Source organism: Bradyrhizobium tropiciagri, assembly GCF_018130545.1.
Classification (GTDB): Bacteria; Pseudomonadota; Alphaproteobacteria; order Rhizobiales; family Xanthobacteraceae; genus Bradyrhizobium; species Bradyrhizobium tropiciagri_A.
The window spans coordinates 1,174,158-1,191,353 of the sequence record NZ_JAFCKF010000001.1; the positions used below are offsets into that span (position 1 = coordinate 1,174,158).

Sequence of the window (17,196 nt, forward strand, 5' to 3'; positions counted from 1 at the left end):
GACGACGGTGAGGAGATAGCTCGCTATCTCCTCGGTACCACCAGCGCATCGACGATCGTCACGCCCTGCCCCTCCGGATGCACCAGCACCGGATTGACCTCGATCTCGGCGATCTCGCCTGCATGCTGCGCCGCCAGCACTGAAATCTGCGAAATCAACCGCGCGAGCGCTGCGACATCCGCCTTTGGCGCGCCACGGAAGCCGTGCAGCAGCGGCGCGGCCTTGAGCGTCTCCAGCATCCCGGTCGCCTCGGCCGGGCTGACCGGCGCCGGGCGATAGACCACGTCCTTGAACAGCTCGGTGGTGATGCCGCCGAGCCCCACCATCACCATCGGCCCGAAGGTTGCGTCCGTCATGGTGCCGACGATGATTTCGACGCCCTTCCTGGCCATCGGCCCGACCAGCACGCCCTGGATCGCCGCATCCGGCCGCTGCCTCTGTACGCTCTCCAGCATGTCGCGATAGGCCGTAAACGCCGCGCCCTTGGCGGCGATGTTGACGCGGACGCCCCCGACCTCGCTCTTGTGCGCAATCGCGGGCGACTGGATCTTCATGACCAGCGGAAATCCGGTGCGCTCGATCGCGGCGTCGAGGCCATCGCGATCGGTCACCAGCACCTCGTCGGGCAGCGCGATGCCGGCCGTGCGCAGCAGCGACTTGCTGTCATATTCAGACAGCGTCTTCGACGCGAGATGCGCAGACAGATCGTGCGCCGTCGAGGCAGATGCCGCCATCTCAGGCGCCGGCTTGAAGGCCGCATAATCCGCCAGCCGCCGCATCGCAACTCCGACATGGGTCAACCCCGAGAGCACGACGACACCTGATTTCGCTAGCTCCTGCCGCGCGAAGTGCGACGGCAGCGTGTAGGAATAGAACACCACCGGCTTGTTCTGCGCCGAGAGCACCGGCTTCAGCTCGGCTTCCTTGAACGGCATCCGCGTTTCGCTCGACAGCGATAGCACGACCAGCGTCGCATCGACCTCATCGGAGGCATCGAACAGCTCGATGCTCTTCTGCAAGCCGCCGGAGGAGACGCCTTGCGCTGTCACGTCGACCGGATTGCCCGCCGCGCCGTAAGACGGCATCCATTGCTTGATCCGGCTCTGGATATCAGCCGACAGCTCCGGCACACGCAGGCCCTGCATCGAGACGGTATCGGCGCCCCAAATGCCGGCGCCGCCGGACACCGTCAGCACCGCGACGCGATCGCCCTTCGGCAGCGGACTGGTGGTCAACACGGCAGCAATCGTCACCGCCTCGTCGAGATCGTTGGAGACGATGAAGCCGTATTTCGCGAACACCGCGTCATAGGCCGCGGACCAGCCCGCCATGCTCGCGGTGTGCGAGGCCGCCGCGCGTTCGCCGGCGCCGGAGCGGCCCACCTTGGTGACGATCACGGGCTTCCTGAGCTCTGCCGCGCGCTTCGCCGCCGCCAGGAACTTTTCGACGTCGCGGATGCCCTCGATGAAAAGCAGGATCACGTCGGTCGAGGCATCCTGCACCATGTAGTCGAGGAACTCACCGGCACCGAGATCGCTCTCATTGCCGGCGCTGACGACATAGCTGAGGGCAACACCGAGCGCCTTGGCGCGATGATAGATCGCAAAGCCGATACCGCCGCTCTGCGCGACGATGCCGATCCGCCGTTGGCTTGCGACCAGCGCGGGCGCATTCGGCTTGACGTCGACGGTCGGGCTGAAGGTCGCGGCGACCTTCTGCACCTGGCTGTAAAACCCTTCGGCGTTCGGGCCGGAGATCCGCATCCCGCTCCGCTTCGCCAGCGCCACGATCGCATCTTGCATCGCTGCGCTGTCGCCGCCCTCCTCGGCAAAGCCGGAGGAGATGATGACCGCGTTCTTGACGCGGGCGGCCGCGCACTGCTCCAGCGCCGGCAGCACAGCACGCGCGGGAATCACGATGACGGCAAGATCGATCGGCGCATCGATGTCGGTGATCGACTTGAAGCATGTCAAGCCGTCGATCTCGTCATAGTTCGGATTGATCGGATAGAGCCCGCCCGGATAGCCGTTCTTGCGCAGCATCGCCAGCAGCCGCCCGGGAATCTTCTCGTGATCGCGCGAGGCGCCGATCAGCGCGATGCTCTTTGGGGCGAAGAAGGAATCGAGCGGATGCGGCATGGGGGCGTTCCGGTTGTTATTGTTGTGAGCCACGATATTGAATCGCCGCCGCGAGCTCAATCGCTCATCCCGCAAGCACCAGTCGTTCCCCGTCATCCTGAGGTGCGAGCCTTGCGGCGCAATTGCGCCGCTGGGCGAGCCTCGAAGGATGAACGGCCACCAGCCGGGCCGTGCATCCTTCGAGACGCGCTGCGCGCTCCTCAGGATGACGGTAAGAAGATCGGAACGTCACGCGATCAGCTTGAACGTCACGCCGCAGAGCAGGAACTCATCCCCCGCTACCGCGCAGCCCCTGGCTTTCGCGGCACCCAGCACCCTGGCCTTGTCGGCGACCTTGAACGTCAAGCCGCTCATGATCTCGCCGGCACCCTTGACGAAGCGGAAGGTCGCATTCGGCAGCTTCACCACGGCGCCGTCAGCGGGAACGCCGACGATCCTGCCCCAATGCGCCGCCAGTGCCTGCGGCTCGGGGCTCTGCATCTCGACCTCGGTCAACGCCAAAGTCGTGTCCTTGCGGATCGACTTCTGCCAGTCCGGCCCAGCCGGCGGATACGGCCCGAGCACATCGTCGCTACCATCGGTGTGGTTGAACTCGATGAACGCGGCGCGGCAGTCGCGCGGGTGCAGTTGCACGCCGTGATACGGCGCGTGGGTGATCACGTTCGCCGTGCGCACGCCCATCGCATTGGCCTTGGCGCCGCGCGCATCGGGATCCTCGCAGCAGAAGATCGCCATGTAGCCGCCGCGGCGGCCGGTCTTCTCGATGAAGCGGCCGGCCGCCGTGCCCGGTCCCGGCTGGAACGGCGCGACCACTTCGAGAAGGATCGTATCGACCGGCAGCAGCGCGTTCTCGAGCCCGTATTTGGCCACGTTGCCGTCGCGGTAACAGACGTTGAGGCCCATGATCGCGGAGATGTCCGCGATCACGGGCGCGAGCTGCGGCGCCACCAGGCAGATCTGCCGCAACCGCATGTACTCGGCCATGTGATTGGTCACGGCTTACTGACCCTGGAAGGTGGGCTTGCGCTTCTCGACGAAGGCCTTCGCCGCTTCCTTGTGGTCGGTGGTCTCGCCGGCGCGGGTGTGGTGGATCGCCTCGCCGTCGAAGCAGGCCTCCAGCGTCATGGTCTCGGCATTGTTGATGTTGCGCTTGATGTAGCCGAGCGCCACCGACGGGCCCTGCGCCAGCGAGCGTGCGAGCTCCAGCGCCTCGGCCTCGATGTCGGCATCGGGGACCACCTTGGAGACCATGCCGAGATTATAGGCCTCCTGTGCCGACAGCACCGGCGACATCATGTAGAGCTCGCGCGCTTTGGCGCTGCCGAGCATCTTGGTGAGGAAATAGGTGCCGCCGTAGTCGCCGGAGAAGCCGACCTTGGCAAAGGCGGTGGTGATCTTGCAGGAGGCGCTGGCAACACGGAGGTCGCAGGACAGCGCGATCGAGAGCCCTGCGCCGGCCGCGGCACCATCGAGCTGCGCCACCACTGGCTTCGGCATCGTATGCAGGATGCGCGAGACCTCCATGCCGCGGCGCAGATTGGCCATCTTGGCTTCGAACGGCAGCGGCGCGCGGCCTGCCGCCATCGATTTGACGTCACCGCCGACGCAGAAGGTGCCGCCGGCGCCGCGGATCAGCACTGCCCGCACCTCGGTATCATCCTGCGCGCGCCGCGCCGCCTCGACGAGACCTTGTGTCATGTCCGGATTGAGCGCATTGCGCCGATCAGGGCGGTTCATGGTGATGGTGAGGAGACCCTGGTCGAGGGATTGCAGGACCATCTGATTGTCGCTCATGGCGTTTTGCCTTTCGTTGTTGTTGGTCTGAACCTGACGTCGTCATTGCGAGCGAAGCGAAGCAATCCATGCCTCAATCCGGAAGATGGATTGCTTCGTCGCTATCGCTCCTCGCAATGACGGCGGAACATTGTTATTTCTTCACCAGCGGGCAGCGCGATTCCGACAGCGGCTGGAACGCCTGGTCGCCCGGCACGGTCGCGAGCAGCTTGTAATCGTCCCAGCGGCCCTTCGACTCCGAGGGCTTCTTGACCTCGAACAGATACATGTCGTGCACCATGCGGCCGTCCTCGCGAATCCGGCCGTTCTTGGCGAACATGTCGTTGATCGGGGTCTCTTTCATCACCTTCATGACAGCGGCGGCATCCGTGGTGCCGGCGGCCTTCACCGCCTGCAAATAATGCAGCACCGAGGAGTAGACGCCGGCCTGGGCCGAGGTCGGCACCCGCTTGGTGCGTTCCATGAAGCGCTTTGAGAATGCGCGGGTGTCGTCATTGAGATCCCAATAGAACGCTTCCGCGAGCAACAGGCCCTGCGCGGTCTCCAGCCCGACGCTGTCGATGTCGGTCACGAAGGCCAGCAGCGGCGAGATCTTCTGGCCGCCCTTGGTGATGCCGAACTCGGCACCCTGCTTGATCGCGTTGATGGTGTCGCCGCCGGCATTGGCGAGCCCGATCACCTTGGCCTTCGAGGCCTGCGCCTGCAGCAGGAAGGACGAGAAGTCCGAGGTGTTGATCGGATGCCGCACGCTGCCGAGCACCTTGCCGCCCGACTTCACCACGACATTGCTGGTGTCCTTTTCCAGGTCCTGGCCGAAGGCGTAATCCGCGGTCAGGAAGAACCAGGTATCGAGGCCGGATTTCACCGCGGCAAGCCCGGTCACATTGGCCTGCGCGAAGGTGTCGAACACGTAGTGCACGGTATAGGGGCCGCAGGCCTCGTTGGTCAGGCGGATCGAGCCCGGCCCGTTGAACATGATGATCTTGCCGCGCGCCTTGGCGATCTCGCCGGCGGCAAGCGCAGTCGCGGACGCCGCGACGTCGAAGATCATCTCGACACCCTGGTTGTCGATCATGTCGCGGGCGATGTTGGCGGCAAGGTCGGCCTTGTTGAGATGGTCGCCGACCACGATCTCGATCTTGCGGCCGAGCACCGTGCCGCCGAAATCCTCCGCCGCCATCTTGGCCGCGGTCTCGCTGCCCGTGCCGGTGATGTCGGCATAAAGGCTCGACATATCGAGGATGCCGCCGAGCTTCAGCGGAGGCTTGTCCTGCGCCAGCGACGCATTCGCCGAGATCGCAAACACACAGGCCAACACGCCAGCCAAAACTCGTCTCATTCAAACCCTCCCCTGGAGATGCGGACCTCATTCTGTCAGGTCCGTTTCGAGGAGCGGATCATGCCGCATGGCCCGCACTGCAGCAAGCCGCAGCGGCAGCAATCTGTTTTCCGCTAGCCGGAATGACGCGCTGCGCCGGCGATACCGGCGGCGCGCCTGCGAACGCGATAAGAGGTGCGATCAGAGATGGAAGTCAGGCACGGTCTGATAGGGCGTTCCGGCGGGCAGCCCGAGGAACAGGTACTGCATGCCATAATGACCGGCGAACGCCGATGCCGTCGCATCCATGATGACGTGACCGCCGAGATCGAGATGCAGCTCCGGCCGGGTGATCGCCCCGATCGTGTAGGCCGGCGCCGTTGTCTCGTTGATGTGCAGCGCATCGAAGACGGCGGACACGGCTGACAGCGAGGCCGCATTACCGGCCAGGTCGATCACACTTGCGCCATTGGCGGCGAAGCTGGTTACCGCCAGCGAGGCGGCGCGATCGGTCGACGACACGATGTGATCGAACACGAGCTTCGAGGGATCGCCGAGCAGCGTCGTGGCAGCGGCATCGTAGATCGCGCTGCCGCCATCGTTCAGCGTCAGTGTCGGCGTGCCGCTGATGACGCGAACCGCCTCGCTGAAGCCGACCGTCAGTTGCACCAGCGCGCCCGGTGCCGCAACGCCGCCGGACGGCGTCGCCGTGATCCCGGTGAGATGGGGCGCAGTGGTGTCGAGGGTGAAGGTCAGGCTGGACGACGCGCTGACATTGCCGGCGGCGTCGAGTTCCTGCACTGTTACGGAGTGCACGCCATCAGTCGTGAAGACCGGCGCCACCGTCGAGAAGCCCGACGCGCCGTCGGCCTTGAAGCGCAGTGTGTCGGCCGCATCGGACTTGGTGTAGTCGATCAGCGGATTGCTGGTGATGTGATCGGAACCGGAAACCCCCGTATCCTGATGCAAAGCCAGCCGAGGCGCCGACGGCGCCTTGGTGTCGCCCGAGAAGGCGATGCTGCTGCTTGCCGCGCCGGCATTGCCGGCGATGTCGGTGTAGCTCGCGCCGGCTACCGACAGATTTGCCGACAGATGGTCGGTGACATCAGGCGTGAAGATCGCGGTGTAGATATCCTGGCCGGAGCCGTTCAGTCCGACATGGACCAGGCTGCCCATCAGGCCGCCGTGCACGGTGATGTCGCCGAGCCCGAAGCCCGCGACGGCCTCGGAGAAGGTGAAGGTCATCAGCGCCGCGTCGCCGGCATGCAGCACGGTGTGATTGGCCGCCACCGACACCGTCGGCGCATGCGTGTCGCCACCGATGGTCGCGGTGTTGCTCGCCGCGCCGGCGTTGCCGGCATCGTCGGCATAGCTCGAGGCAATGACCCGGATCGAGCCCGCCAGCACATCGTTGATATCAGGCGTGAACAGCGCGGTGTAGACGTCCTGGCCCGACAAATTGAGCCCGACATGGACCAGATTGCTCAGCGCTCCGCCGGCGACGACGGTGTCGCCGAGCGCGAAGCCCGCGACATGCTCGGAGAAGGTGAAGGTGACAACCGAAGCCTGCCCGGCCAGCACCGTGCTTGGGCTCGCGGCAACCGACACTGTCGGCGCCTTGGTATCGCCGGTGAAATTGACGGTGTTGCTCGCCGCACCGGTGTTGCCGGCAACGTCGGTATAGCTTGACGCCGTGACCTGCACCGAGCCTGCCTCGGTGTTGCTTTCATCCGGCGTGAAGATCGCGGTGTAGATGTCCTGGCCCAATGCGTTGACGCCGACATGGATCAGATGGCCGAGCGCCCCGCCCTGTGCGGTGACATCGCTGAGCGCGAAGCTCGCGATCTCTTCGGAGAAGGTAAACGTCACAAGCGCGGTCTGGCCCGCCAGCAACGCGTTACGGTCGGCCGCGATCGACACCGTCGGCGCCAGCGTATCGCCGCCGATCGTGGCAGTGTTGCTCGCCGCGCCGGAATTGCCGGCAACGTCGGTATAGCTCGATGCATTGACCTTCACCGAGCCGGTCTCAGTGTCGCTGACATCAGGCGTGAAAGTCGCGGTGTAGACGTCCTCGCCCGCGCCGTTGAGCCCGACATGCACCAGATTGCTCAGCGCGCCGCCATGCACGGTGGTATCGCCAAGGCTGAAGCCGGACACCGCCTCCGAGAAGGTGAAGGTCGCAACCGAGAGGTCGCCGGCCAGCACCGCGTCCGGATTGAGCGTGACGGAGACCGTCGGCGCTTTGGTATCGCCGGTGAAATTGATCGTGTTGCTGACAGCACCGGCATTGCCGGCCGTATCGCTGTAGCTCGATGCGTTGACCTCGACCGATCCGACCTCGGCGTTGGTGACATCGGGCGTGAAGGTCGCAGTGTAGATGTCCTGGCCGGAGCCATTGACGCCGACATGGACGAGATTACCCAGCGCGCCGCCGCTGACGCTGACATCGCCGAGCGCGAAGCCTGCGACCGCCTCGGAGAAGGTGAAGGTCACGACCGCGGTCTGGCCGGCGAGTAGCGTGGCATGGTCGGCCGAAACCAACACCGTCGGCGCCTTGGTATCGCCGGTGAAATTGATCGTGTTGCTCGACGACCCGGAATTGCCGGCAACGTCGCTATAGCTCGATGTGTTGACCTGCACCGAACCCGTTTCAGTGTTGGTCACGTCGGGCGTGAACGTCGCGGTGTAGACGTCATGGCCGGAGCCATCGACGCCGACATGGGTGAGATTGCCCAGCGCGCCGCCGCTGACGGTGACGTCGCCCAGGCCGAAGCCGATGACGGCCTCGGAGAAGGTGAAGGTGACGAGCGCGGTATCGCCGGCCGTGAGCGTGCTGTGATCGGCGGTGACCGACACCGTCGGCGCCTTGGTATCGCCCGTGAATGTGATCGGACTGCTTGCCGCGCCGGCGTTTCCGGCAATGTCGGTATAGCTTGACGCGGTGACCTGCACCGCACCCGCCTCGGAATTGGTCACGTCAGGCGTGAAGGTCGCCGCGTAGATGTCCTGATGCGCTGCGTTGAGGCCGACATGGACGAGGTTGCTCAGTGCACCGCCGCTCACCGTCGTGTCCGCAAGCGCGAATCCCGTGACCGCCTCGGAGAAGGTGAAGGTAACGGTCGAGGTTAGTCCAGCCAGCAGCGAGGTCGAGCTTGCCGCCACCGACACGGTCGGCGCGATCGCATCGATCACCAGATGCAGATCGGTCGCCGCATGGGTGACGTCGGCGTCCTGGCCGCCGGGATCCTTGATCGTTCCGCCGTTGAGCGACAGGCTCTGCACTTGCAGATCGGACGTGCTGTCGCCGTCCTGCACCGTGTAGCTGAACACCAGTGCCTGCGATCCGCCGCCGCTGACATAGGTCGCAACTTTGCCGTCACTGAGCAGCAGCTCCGGCGCGCCGGTCACGCTCACGGTGTTGCTGAAGCCGACGGTGATGGTGACGACCTTGCCGGTGTTCAGCGTCGTGAGGTGACCAGTGGTATCAGCCGTGACCGAGGCAATGCTCGCCTGTGACCGGATTTCGAGATGCGGCGAGGCCGAGCCGTCGGACGCCAGCATCAGCGAGCCGAACGAGGCGCCGGCGCCGAAACTCAGATTGAGCGAGGCGAGCGTCGCGCCGCCGCTGCTCTTCACCAGCAGCACGCCGTTTGCATAGGACAGCGTCGCCGTCGCGTCATAGGCGAGATTGCTGAAATCGATGGTATCGCCGCCGGCAAAGCCGGTGATCGACGTGCTGAACGAAGTGCCGGAGAATGCCGCGGCATCGAGCACGAGCTTCTCGGTAGAGCCGTCGGTGAAGGCGATCCCGCCGGTACCTGCCGCGCCGCTCGCCGCCAGTTCGAGGATCGAGCCCTTGACGACGGTGCCGCCCGAATAGGTGTTGTGCGCGGACAGCACCAGCCGGCCGCCGCCGGTGACCTCGACATCACCCGGCGTCGCGCCATCCGAGATGACGCCGCTCTGGGTGACGGTCTCGCCGGCGGCGACATTGAAGACCGGATCGCCGGCGACGGTGATGTTGCGGGTCTGCGTGAAGCCGTCGGTAAAGCTGATGCCGGTGCCGTCGCCGAGCTTCAGCACGTTGCTGACCGCGCCGAGATTGACGTTGGACGAGATCGACACCGTTGTGCCGGCGCCGCTGACCGTGGTGTTGCCGGTGTAGGTGTTGTTGCCGCCGAGAATGACGGTGCCGCCGCCGCTGATCACGAGACTGCCGACGCCTGCATTGGCGCCTGTGCCGCCATTGCCGCTCTGGTCGGCAATGTCGTTGGCGACCGTCAGCGTCTGGCCGCTTGCAGGCGTGAAGCTGAGGTTGTTGTTGCCCTGGATGAAGATGCCGGAGCCGTATGCCGAGCCGCTGGCCTGGCCGATGCCATTGGTGCCGCCGGCGACGGCGTTGAAGCCGGAATCGTTGGAGAGCGAGCCGCCCTTGATGGTCAGCGAACCGCCTTCCTGAACGAACACGGTGCCGCCTGCACCAAGGCCGCCGCCGCCACCCGGCGCGCCGTTGCCGTTGGTGCCGCCATTGCCGCCGCCGAAGCCGCCCATGGCGCCGATGCCGCCGCCGCCACCGAAGCCGCCATTGCCGCCGTAGCCGCCGCCACCGCCGAAGCCGCCATTGCCACCGGCGCCGCCGCCGCCACCGTAACCGCCGTTGCCGCCGTTAAGCGAATTTCCACCGCCGATGCCGCCGCCGGCCCCGTTCGCGCGGGTATTGATGCCGACTTCTCCCCCGGCGCCGCCGCCGCCGCCATTGGCACCGCCTGCCCCGCCTGCTCCGTAGTTGGGGATATATCCGCCATTATAGGGGAAGTTGTATCCATCGCTGCCTTTGCCGCCGCTGGCTGCGCCAGGCACAATGCCACCCGCACCGGCGGTGGTGATGTAGGAGTCGGAGCCTTGGGCGCCGAGACCGATCCCGCCGCCGCCGCTGCTTCCGCCGCGGCCGCCCATCCCACCGCCGCCGCCCAAGCCGTAGAAGCTGGTGATACTTCCAGTGCCGCCGCTGCCGCCATTGCCCCCGATCGCGGCGCTGTTGTGGAAGGTGACATTGTCGATCGTCGCGCTGCCGTTCGACGAGATGAACAGCGCGCCGCCGAGCCCGGCGCCGCCGCCACCGCCGCCGCGGGTCACACCGCCGCCCACCGCGACCGTGTTCTGGATGGTCAGGTTCTCGAGATTGACGTTACCCGCATAGACGAAGAAGCCACGCTGGGCGTTGAGTCCGTCGATCGTGTAGGTGCCGCCATGGCCGTCGCTGCCGTTGATCGTGACGCTCGATCCGCTCAGCAGGTTGAAGGCGAGCAGCTCCGACGTCAGGCTGAAGTTCGCCGTGATGTTGATCGTGTAGTTGGCATTCTGCGCGGCGTTCTGCCCGCCGGAATCCATTTGCAGGATCGCCGCATTGAGATCGGCGACGCTGGCCACATTGAACACGCGCGTCGAGACGATCTGCACGACCGTGCCGCCATTCGCATCCTGCGTGAGCTGGAAGCGGGTGCCGCCGTCGAGCCCGGTCACGGTCAGCGTGTCGGTCGTGGTGCCGTTCGAAATCGAGAGCGTGTTGCCGGACAGGCTGACCGTGTTGAGCGACGGGTTCTGGGTGTTGTACGCCAACCCGGTGAGATCGATCTTCTGACCGGGATTGAAATTCGAGATCGTGTTGGTGAACGCATTGCCGTTCAGCGCGGCGTCGTCGATCTTCAGCGTGCCGCCGAGGCCCGTCGTGAACGAGATGTTGCCGCTGCCGGCAGCGCCATAGGTCGTGAGCCAGGCGGTGCCGGAATAGATCGTCGTGCTGCCATAGGTGTTGGCATGGCCGAGCACGAAGGTGCCGCCGCCGTCGATGCCGAGATTGCCGCCGCCGCTGATCAACGCCGTGTCGGTGACGGTCGCGCCAGTCCCGACCGCAACAACGGAATTGCCGCCGACCACGATCGCGTCGTCAAAAATGCCGCCGGTCGTCAACCCGAGGTGCCCACCGCTCAGGTTGAGCGTCCCGGTCAGCCCTGCGAGCTGACCCATCCCGAGCTGCAACGTGCCGGCACCCGACAGCGTGAACGTGCCGGAGCCGCTGATCGCGCCCGTGTCGGCGATCGTGCCGGACGAGATGTCAAAGGTGCCGCCAGCGGCGGTGACCTGGATGTCGTGGGTGAAGGTGTAGCCGCCGGTCGTGGTCAGCGTGCCGCCGTTGAGGATCAGCGCGCCGGCCGAGCCGCCAATATTGTTGTCGGCGGTGATCGAGAGCGTGTTGCCGGCGTCGATCTGGGTGCCGCCGACATACGTGCTCGCGCCGGTCAGCGTCAGCGTGCCGCCGCCGGATATTTGCAACTTTCCGGTCGTGCCGGTGCCGCTGATTCCCTTCTCGTCCGCGATGGTGTCGGCGATCGTCAGCGTGGTGACGGTCTGCAATCCCTCGAAGACCGTGGAAACGGTGTGCGTCGGCGTGACGACCATCGTGCCCTGGATGAAGATGTCGCCATAGGCCGAGCCGTTGCCGGCGCCATTGGCGCCGGTGCCGCCGGTCTCGGTGGCACCCGACAGGGTGCCGCCGATGACGGTCAGCGTGCCGCCCTGCTGAACGAAGATGTTGCCGCCGGCGCCGAGGCCGCCGCCACCGCCGCCGGCGAGCGAGCCGCTGCCCGCACCGAAGCCGCCGGTGCCGGGCGTGCCGTTCGATCCGCCGCCGCCGCCGCCGAAGCCGCCATTGCCGCCGGTATGCACATAGCCGCTGCCGTTACCCGATCCGCCGCCACCGCCAGCGAACCCGCCGTTGCCGCCGGCATAAATGCCGCCACCGCCTCCGCCGCCAATGCCGCCCACGCCGCCGTAGCCAGCACCGCCAATGCCAGCCACCGAGTTGCCGCCACCGATGCCGCCGCCACCACCACCGACGCCGCCGCCACCGCCGCCGCCATCCGCGCCACCGCCGGCATGCGCGCCGTAGCCGATGCCGCCGTAATTGTCGGCGCCCTGCCCGCCGCCCGCCGCGCCGCCGATCGTCGCCGGTGTGCCACTCGCATTGTTTGCGCCGGTCGAGGGATGCTGGGTGTCAGAGCCCGCCTCGCTGTACCCGTTGCCGCCGGTGCCATGATAGCCGTAGTAGTCCTGGCCGCCGAAGCCGCCGCCACCGCCGCCACCACCATTGCCGCTGCCGCCATCGGCACCGATGCCGCCGCCACCACCGCCGCCACCGGCCGGATCGACTGCGCCGCCATTGCCGCCCTTCGCGGTGTTGCTGCCGAAATTGACATTGTTCAGCGTGACGTTGGCGTTCTGTCCGACGAACAGGCCGCCGCCGAGGCCCGCGCCGCCGCCGCCACCGCCGACGCCGCCATTGCCGCCGCTCGCAACCGCGTTGATGATGGTGAGGTTCTTGAACGTCACCGTGCCTGAGGTGACGACAAAGCCCTGAAAGCCGCGCGCATCGATGACGTCGCTGTAGTCCTGGCCGCCGAGCTGATTGTTGTAGTCGGAGTTGCCGTCGAAGGTGAGCGTCGAGCCGTTCATCAGGTTGATGGCCGGCAGATCGTCGAGCAGCTGCAACGTGCGCGCGCCTGACGAAAGCGAGAAGTTGATGACGTAGTCGGTGTTCGCCGCAGCGAGGCCACCGCCGACGCTGATCGCCGAGATCGCGTTGTAGAGCTGGGTGTAATCGTGGACGGGATCGCTGGTCGTCAGCGTGAGAACAACGGGGTTCGACACAAGGACCTCGGCAATATGCATGTGCGACCGCAATCGGCCGCTATTTCTAAAAATTGCCGAATAGTTACCTTGCGTCGCAAGTCATTGGCAATAATAACGAATTCTCATTCCGCGCACGAAGTTGAGATGGTCAATGGGTAAGGTTGACGCGCGCGAGGACCGCGCTGCGCGCGATCGGACGGGCATCTTCGCCGTGGCAAAGGACATGCGAGGCGCGTTTGTCCCATAGCGCGCACGCATTGATGTGAAACCCGCGATACGTCCCTGCGCGCGATGAGAAGCGCTACCGAAAAAATGTTCGCCGAATCAAGGCGCCTTCGCTTGTGGCTCCGCGACGATCTTTCCGTCAGACTGCCTCTGTGGCCAACGCTCGGAACGGAGCGTCGCCGGAGTGAAGAGTGCAACATGACGCCTCCACACATTCGAGCATGGCAACGCCGTCCGCGGACGGTGACGTTCGCAGCCTGCGCGCTCGCAATCGTCGCATGTGTCGGACGTGCCGAAGCGGCCGCTTGCAATTTCGAGATTCAGGGCGACGGGCGCGTCGCGGCCGTGGTCGATGCACGCAGCCTGCGGCTCGACGACGGCCGTGAGGTCAAGCTCGCCGGCATCGAGGTGGCCGATCGGACCAAGGCCATGGCAATGCTGACCGCACTGCTGGTCGGCCGCGAGGTGACGCTGCGCGGGTCGGACGACACGCCGGACCGCTACGGCCGGCAGCCCGCCTACGCATTCCTCGAAGGCCAGGAGCACCCCGTGCAGGGCGAGCTGCTGCGTCAGGGCCTCGCGCTGGTGTCGTCCGAGATCGCCGACAAGGACTGCGCCGCGGCGCTGATGGCGGCGGAGGGCGAGGCGCGGGCGGCCCGGTCGGGAACCTGGGCCGAGGCCAGTGTCATAAAAAACGCCGAAAGTCCGGACGATATTTTGGCCGGGATCGGGCGCTTTATGGTGGTCGAGGGCAGGGTTTTGTCCGTTCGCCAGGCGGGGGCGACGACCTACCTGAATTTCGGCCGAAACTGGACTCGGGACTTTGCTCTGACTATTTCAAGGCGCATAGTCCCTGCGTTTGAGGCGGCCGGGCTTTCGCCCAAGTCTCTGGAAAATCGTAGGATTCGTGTGCGGGGCTGGGTGGAAGCGCGACGTGGGCCGCGAATCGAACTGCTCCGGGTGGGGCAGATTGAAGTGCTCGGCGGGAACTAGCGGCCCTCAGGACACGCACCCCGTCCGATTTTCGGGACAATTTGTGAGTTTTTGACGTGATGGAGCGCGCAGGACGGCGTGAAAATGGGACTGGCCGCCGGCTTTCGGCTGCGCCTGTGCTCGTCTGCGCGGCCCTGACGCTGTCGGCGTGCGGCAATGTCGGCCGCTTCGAGCAGGTTACCCCGACCGCGGCGGCGGCGCCGGTGAAGCCGAACCGGGTGGTGCAGCAGACGCCCAACAGCGAGCGCGAGCACGAGCGCATCCTGTCGTCCTATGGCGGCGCCTATGACGACCCGAAGCTCGAGGCGCTGATCAGCAAGACCGTCGAGCGGCTGGTCGCCGCCTCCGAACGGCCCGACCAGGCCTACAAGGTGACGATCCTCAACTCCGGCGCGGTCAACGCCTTCGCGCTGCCGACCGGCCAGCTCTACGTCACGCGCGGCCTGATCGCGCTCGCCAGCGACACATCGGAGCTCTCCTCGGTGCTGAGCCACGAGATGGCGCATGTGCTGGCCAAGCACGCCGCGATGCGCGAGGACCAGGCGCGCCAGGCGGCGGTGGTGACGCGCGTCGTCACCGACATGAGCACCGATCCCGATCTCACCGCGCTGGCGCTCGCCAAGACCAAGCTGACGATGGCGAGCTTCTCGCGGCAACAGGAATTCGAGGCCGACGGCATCGGCGTCGGGATCGCCGCCCGCGCGCATTTCGATCCCTATGGCGCGGCGCGCTTCCTGACCGCGATGGAGCGCAATGCCGCGCTCAAGATCGGCAAGACCGCGCTCGATCCGCGCGCGCAGGATTTCACCTCGTCGCATCCGGCAACGCCGGAGCGCATCAACAACGCGCAGACCACCGCGCGGCAATATTCATCGCCCGAGAGCAACGAGCGCGACCGCGAGACCTATCTCGCCGCGATCGACAACATCGTCTATGGCGAAGATCCCAGCGAGGGCTTTGTCCGCGGCCGCCGCTTCCTGCATCCGAAGCTCGGCTTCACCTTCACCGCGCCTGAGAATTTCACGCTCGACAACACCGCGCAGGCGGTGATCGGCGTGCGCGAAGGCGGCAGCCAGGCGATGCGCTTCGACGTGGTGCGAGTGCCGGCCGAACAGTCGCTCGGCGACTATCTGAATTCCGGCTGGATGGAAGGCGTCGAGAAGTCCTCGACCGAGGACCTCAACATCAACGGCTTTCCGGCGGCCTCGGCCACCGCGCATGGCGACCAGTGGCAGTTCAAGGTCTATGCGCTGCGCTTCGGCAGCGACGTCTACCGCTTCATCTTCGCCGCCAAGCAGAAATCCACCGAGAGCGAACGCAATGCGCGCGAGACCGTCAATTCATTCCGTCGCCTGACCCTTGACGAGATCCAGGCCGCGCGCCCGCTGCGCATCAAGGTGATCAACGTGCAGCCCGGCGACACCGTGGAATCACTGTCGCATCGCATGGCCGGCGTCGACCACCCGGCCGAACGCTTCCGCGTGCTCAACGGTCTCGACGCCCACGCCCAGGTCAAGCCGCGCGACCGCGTCAAGATCGTGGTGGATTGAGGCTCACCACTGTCGTCCCGGCGAAAGCAGGGACGACGGAGAGGGCGAGAACGTCTTACTTCGCTTTCTCCTTGAGGAAGGCGATGATGTCGGCTCGATCCTTCGGATCCTCAACCTCGTAGAACATCTTGGTGCCCGGAACCATCGCGTCCGGACCGGTTAGCCATTTGTCGAGATTCTCCTCGGTCCACACGATCTTCGAGTTCTTCAGCGCCGGCGAATAATTATAGCCCGCGACCGTACCGGCGAGGCGGCCCACCACGCCCTTGTGCATCGGGCCGACGTCGTTCTTCTCGATCGAATGGCAATCGCCGCAGCCCTGGTACAGCGTGGCGCCGCGCGCCGGATCTCCCGCCGCCCGGGCGCTGTTCAGCGCGAGCAGGATCGCGATGGCCGCCATCGCCACGATTTTGGCCTGCCGCGGCGCCAACGCGCCTGCGATCGAACGAATGGTCATTCCGGGTCTCCTGTTTGCCACCACAACAGGAGCAGCCACGCTGCCATTCTATTCCCTGAAATGCCGCCCGTCATTGCACTGGACGCCAGCGGCATTGATCGCCGACAATCACGCGTCTTGTTGAAGTTTTTTCTTGCCCGCGAGGAATATCCGCACGGCCTCGTCGATCTTTGATCGCAGCTGCCACCTCCGCAGCCGCGCCGCGCTATTGGAGCATCCCCAGTGTTTCAGACCAGGTTCGGCGCCGTCGCTCGACTTGCCGAACTCGGGTGCGTGCTTGCTGCGCTCACACTCGCAGCAGCCACCGCCGCGCGCGCGGACGGCTGTCCCAAGCCGAGCGACGAAATTGCGACCGACCGGCCCGACGTCACCAATTCGAGTATCGTCGTGCCGGTCGGGAGCCTGCAGAACGAGAACGGCGTCAACCTGACCGGCCGCGACGTTGGCCGCAGCATCGACGGCAGCAACAGCCGCTGGCGGCTCGGCATCGCGCCCTGCCTCGAAGTGCTGGTCGACCTGCCGAGCTATGTCGGCACGCTGAGATCGCCAGGCGCCTCGGGCTTTTCCGACGTCGCGCCGGGAATCAAATGGCAGATCAGCCCGGTGCCCGGGAAGATCGACCTCTCGATCACCGCCGGCATCGCGCTGCCGACCGGTGCTGCGGCCATCGCCGGCCGCGGCGCGCAGCCTTACATCCAATTGCCATGGTCATGGGAGCTGCATGACGGCTGGGGCGTCAGCGGCATGTTCACGGAATTCTTCCGCCCCGCCGAGCTGACCGGCCAGCACATGTCGGAAGCGACCTTCGTGATCGAGAGGAAGCTGACCGAGCGGATCGGCGTGTTCACCGAATATGTCGGCGACTATCCCGACGGCGCACGGCCGATCCAGCTGATCAATTCCGGCGGCATGTACCGGATCACGCCGACCCAGCAGCTCGACCTTCACGTCGCGTTCGGGCTCAACCGCAATTCGCCGAACTATATCGTCGGCCTCGGCTATTCCTTCCGCGTCGACGGACTGTTCCGCTAG

General features: G+C 65.8%; 9 protein-coding genes. 3 read left to right on the forward strand and 6 right to left on the reverse strand.

Features of this window, described 5'->3' with window-relative positions:
- Nucleotides 1-23: 23 nt before the first annotated feature.
- From JQ616_RS05715 to JQ616_RS39760, 5 genes are all read right to left on the reverse strand, one after another.
- The gene (locus JQ616_RS05715) at nt 24-2,138 is read right to left on the reverse strand and encodes an acetate--CoA ligase family protein (RefSeq protein WP_212012859.1); all 2,115 of its coding nucleotides are present in this window, start codon (nt 2,136-2,138) and stop codon (nt 24-26) included.
- Between the two features lie 228 nt (nt 2,139-2,366).
- Nucleotides 2,367-3,122: a VOC family protein gene (locus tag JQ616_RS05720; protein ID WP_212013156.1), complete on the reverse strand. Its 756-nt coding sequence runs from the start codon at nt 3,120-3,122 to the stop codon at nt 2,367-2,369.
- A 15-nt stretch (nt 3,123-3,137) separates the two neighbouring features.
- Nucleotides 3,138-3,932 carry an enoyl-CoA hydratase gene (locus JQ616_RS05725; protein WP_212012860.1) on the reverse strand — a complete coding sequence of 265 codons (795 nt, stop codon included), beginning with the start codon at nt 3,930-3,932 and terminating at the stop codon, nt 3,138-3,140.
- Between the two features lie 133 nt (nt 3,933-4,065).
- Complete coding sequence (locus JQ616_RS05730; RefSeq protein WP_212012861.1) at nt 4,066-5,271, reverse strand: ABC transporter substrate-binding protein; 1,206 nt, start codon at nt 5,269-5,271, stop codon at nt 4,066-4,068.
- A gap of 180 nt (nt 5,272-5,451) precedes the next feature.
- Nucleotides 5,452-12,957 (reverse strand): Ig-like domain-containing protein, encoded by a 7,506-nt coding sequence (locus JQ616_RS39760; RefSeq protein WP_212013177.1) that lies wholly within the window; start codon nt 12,955-12,957, stop codon nt 5,452-5,454.
- A gap of 405 nt (nt 12,958-13,362) precedes the next feature.
- On the opposite strand from JQ616_RS39760, the gene JQ616_RS05740 reads away from it, so the two are divergent.
- On the forward strand, nt 13,363-14,157 hold the full coding sequence (locus JQ616_RS05740; RefSeq protein WP_212012863.1) for a thermonuclease family protein: 795 nt from the start codon (nt 13,363-13,365) through the stop codon (nt 14,155-14,157).
- Nucleotides 14,158-14,216: 59 nt separating this feature from the next.
- The gene (locus tag JQ616_RS05745; protein ID WP_212013158.1) at nt 14,217-15,707 is read left to right on the forward strand and encodes a M48 family metalloprotease; all 1,491 of its coding nucleotides are present in this window, start codon (nt 14,217-14,219) and stop codon (nt 15,705-15,707) included.
- Between the two features lie 55 nt (nt 15,708-15,762).
- On the opposite strand, the gene JQ616_RS05750 is transcribed toward JQ616_RS05745, so the two are convergent.
- Nucleotides 15,763-16,164 carry a c-type cytochrome gene (locus JQ616_RS05750; RefSeq protein ID WP_212012865.1) on the reverse strand — a complete coding sequence of 134 codons (402 nt, stop codon included), beginning with the start codon at nt 16,162-16,164 and terminating at the stop codon, nt 15,763-15,765.
- A gap of 222 nt (nt 16,165-16,386) precedes the next feature.
- Here JQ616_RS05750 and JQ616_RS05755 point away from each other — a divergent pair, with 222 nt between their 5' ends.
- Nucleotides 16,387-17,196: a transporter gene (locus JQ616_RS05755; RefSeq protein ID WP_212012867.1), complete on the forward strand. Its 810-nt coding sequence runs from the start codon at nt 16,387-16,389 to the stop codon at nt 17,194-17,196.

Coding starts and splice junctions, on each gene's coding strand:
- JQ616_RS05730 (WP_212012861.1), bottom strand. CDS start 5,271: ATGAGACGAGTTTTGGCTGGCGTGTTGGCCTGTGTGTTTGCGATCTCG.
- JQ616_RS05740 (WP_212012863.1), top strand. CDS start 13,363: ATGACGCCTCCACACATTCGAGCATGGCAACGCCGTCCGCGGACGGTG.
- JQ616_RS05720 (WP_212013156.1), bottom strand. CDS start 3,122: ATGGCCGAGTACATGCGGTTGCGGCAGATCTGCCTGGTGGCGCCGCAG.
- JQ616_RS05750 (WP_212012865.1), bottom strand. CDS start 16,164: ATGACCATTCGTTCGATCGCAGGCGCGTTGGCGCCGCGGCAGGCCAAA.
- JQ616_RS05745 (WP_212013158.1), top strand. CDS start 14,217: ATGGAGCGCGCAGGACGGCGTGAAAATGGGACTGGCCGCCGGCTTTCG.
- JQ616_RS05715 (WP_212012859.1), bottom strand. CDS start 2,138: ATGCCGCATCCGCTCGATTCCTTCTTCGCCCCAAAGAGCATCGCGCTG.
- JQ616_RS05725 (WP_212012860.1), bottom strand. CDS start 3,932: ATGAGCGACAATCAGATGGTCCTGCAATCCCTCGACCAGGGTCTCCTC.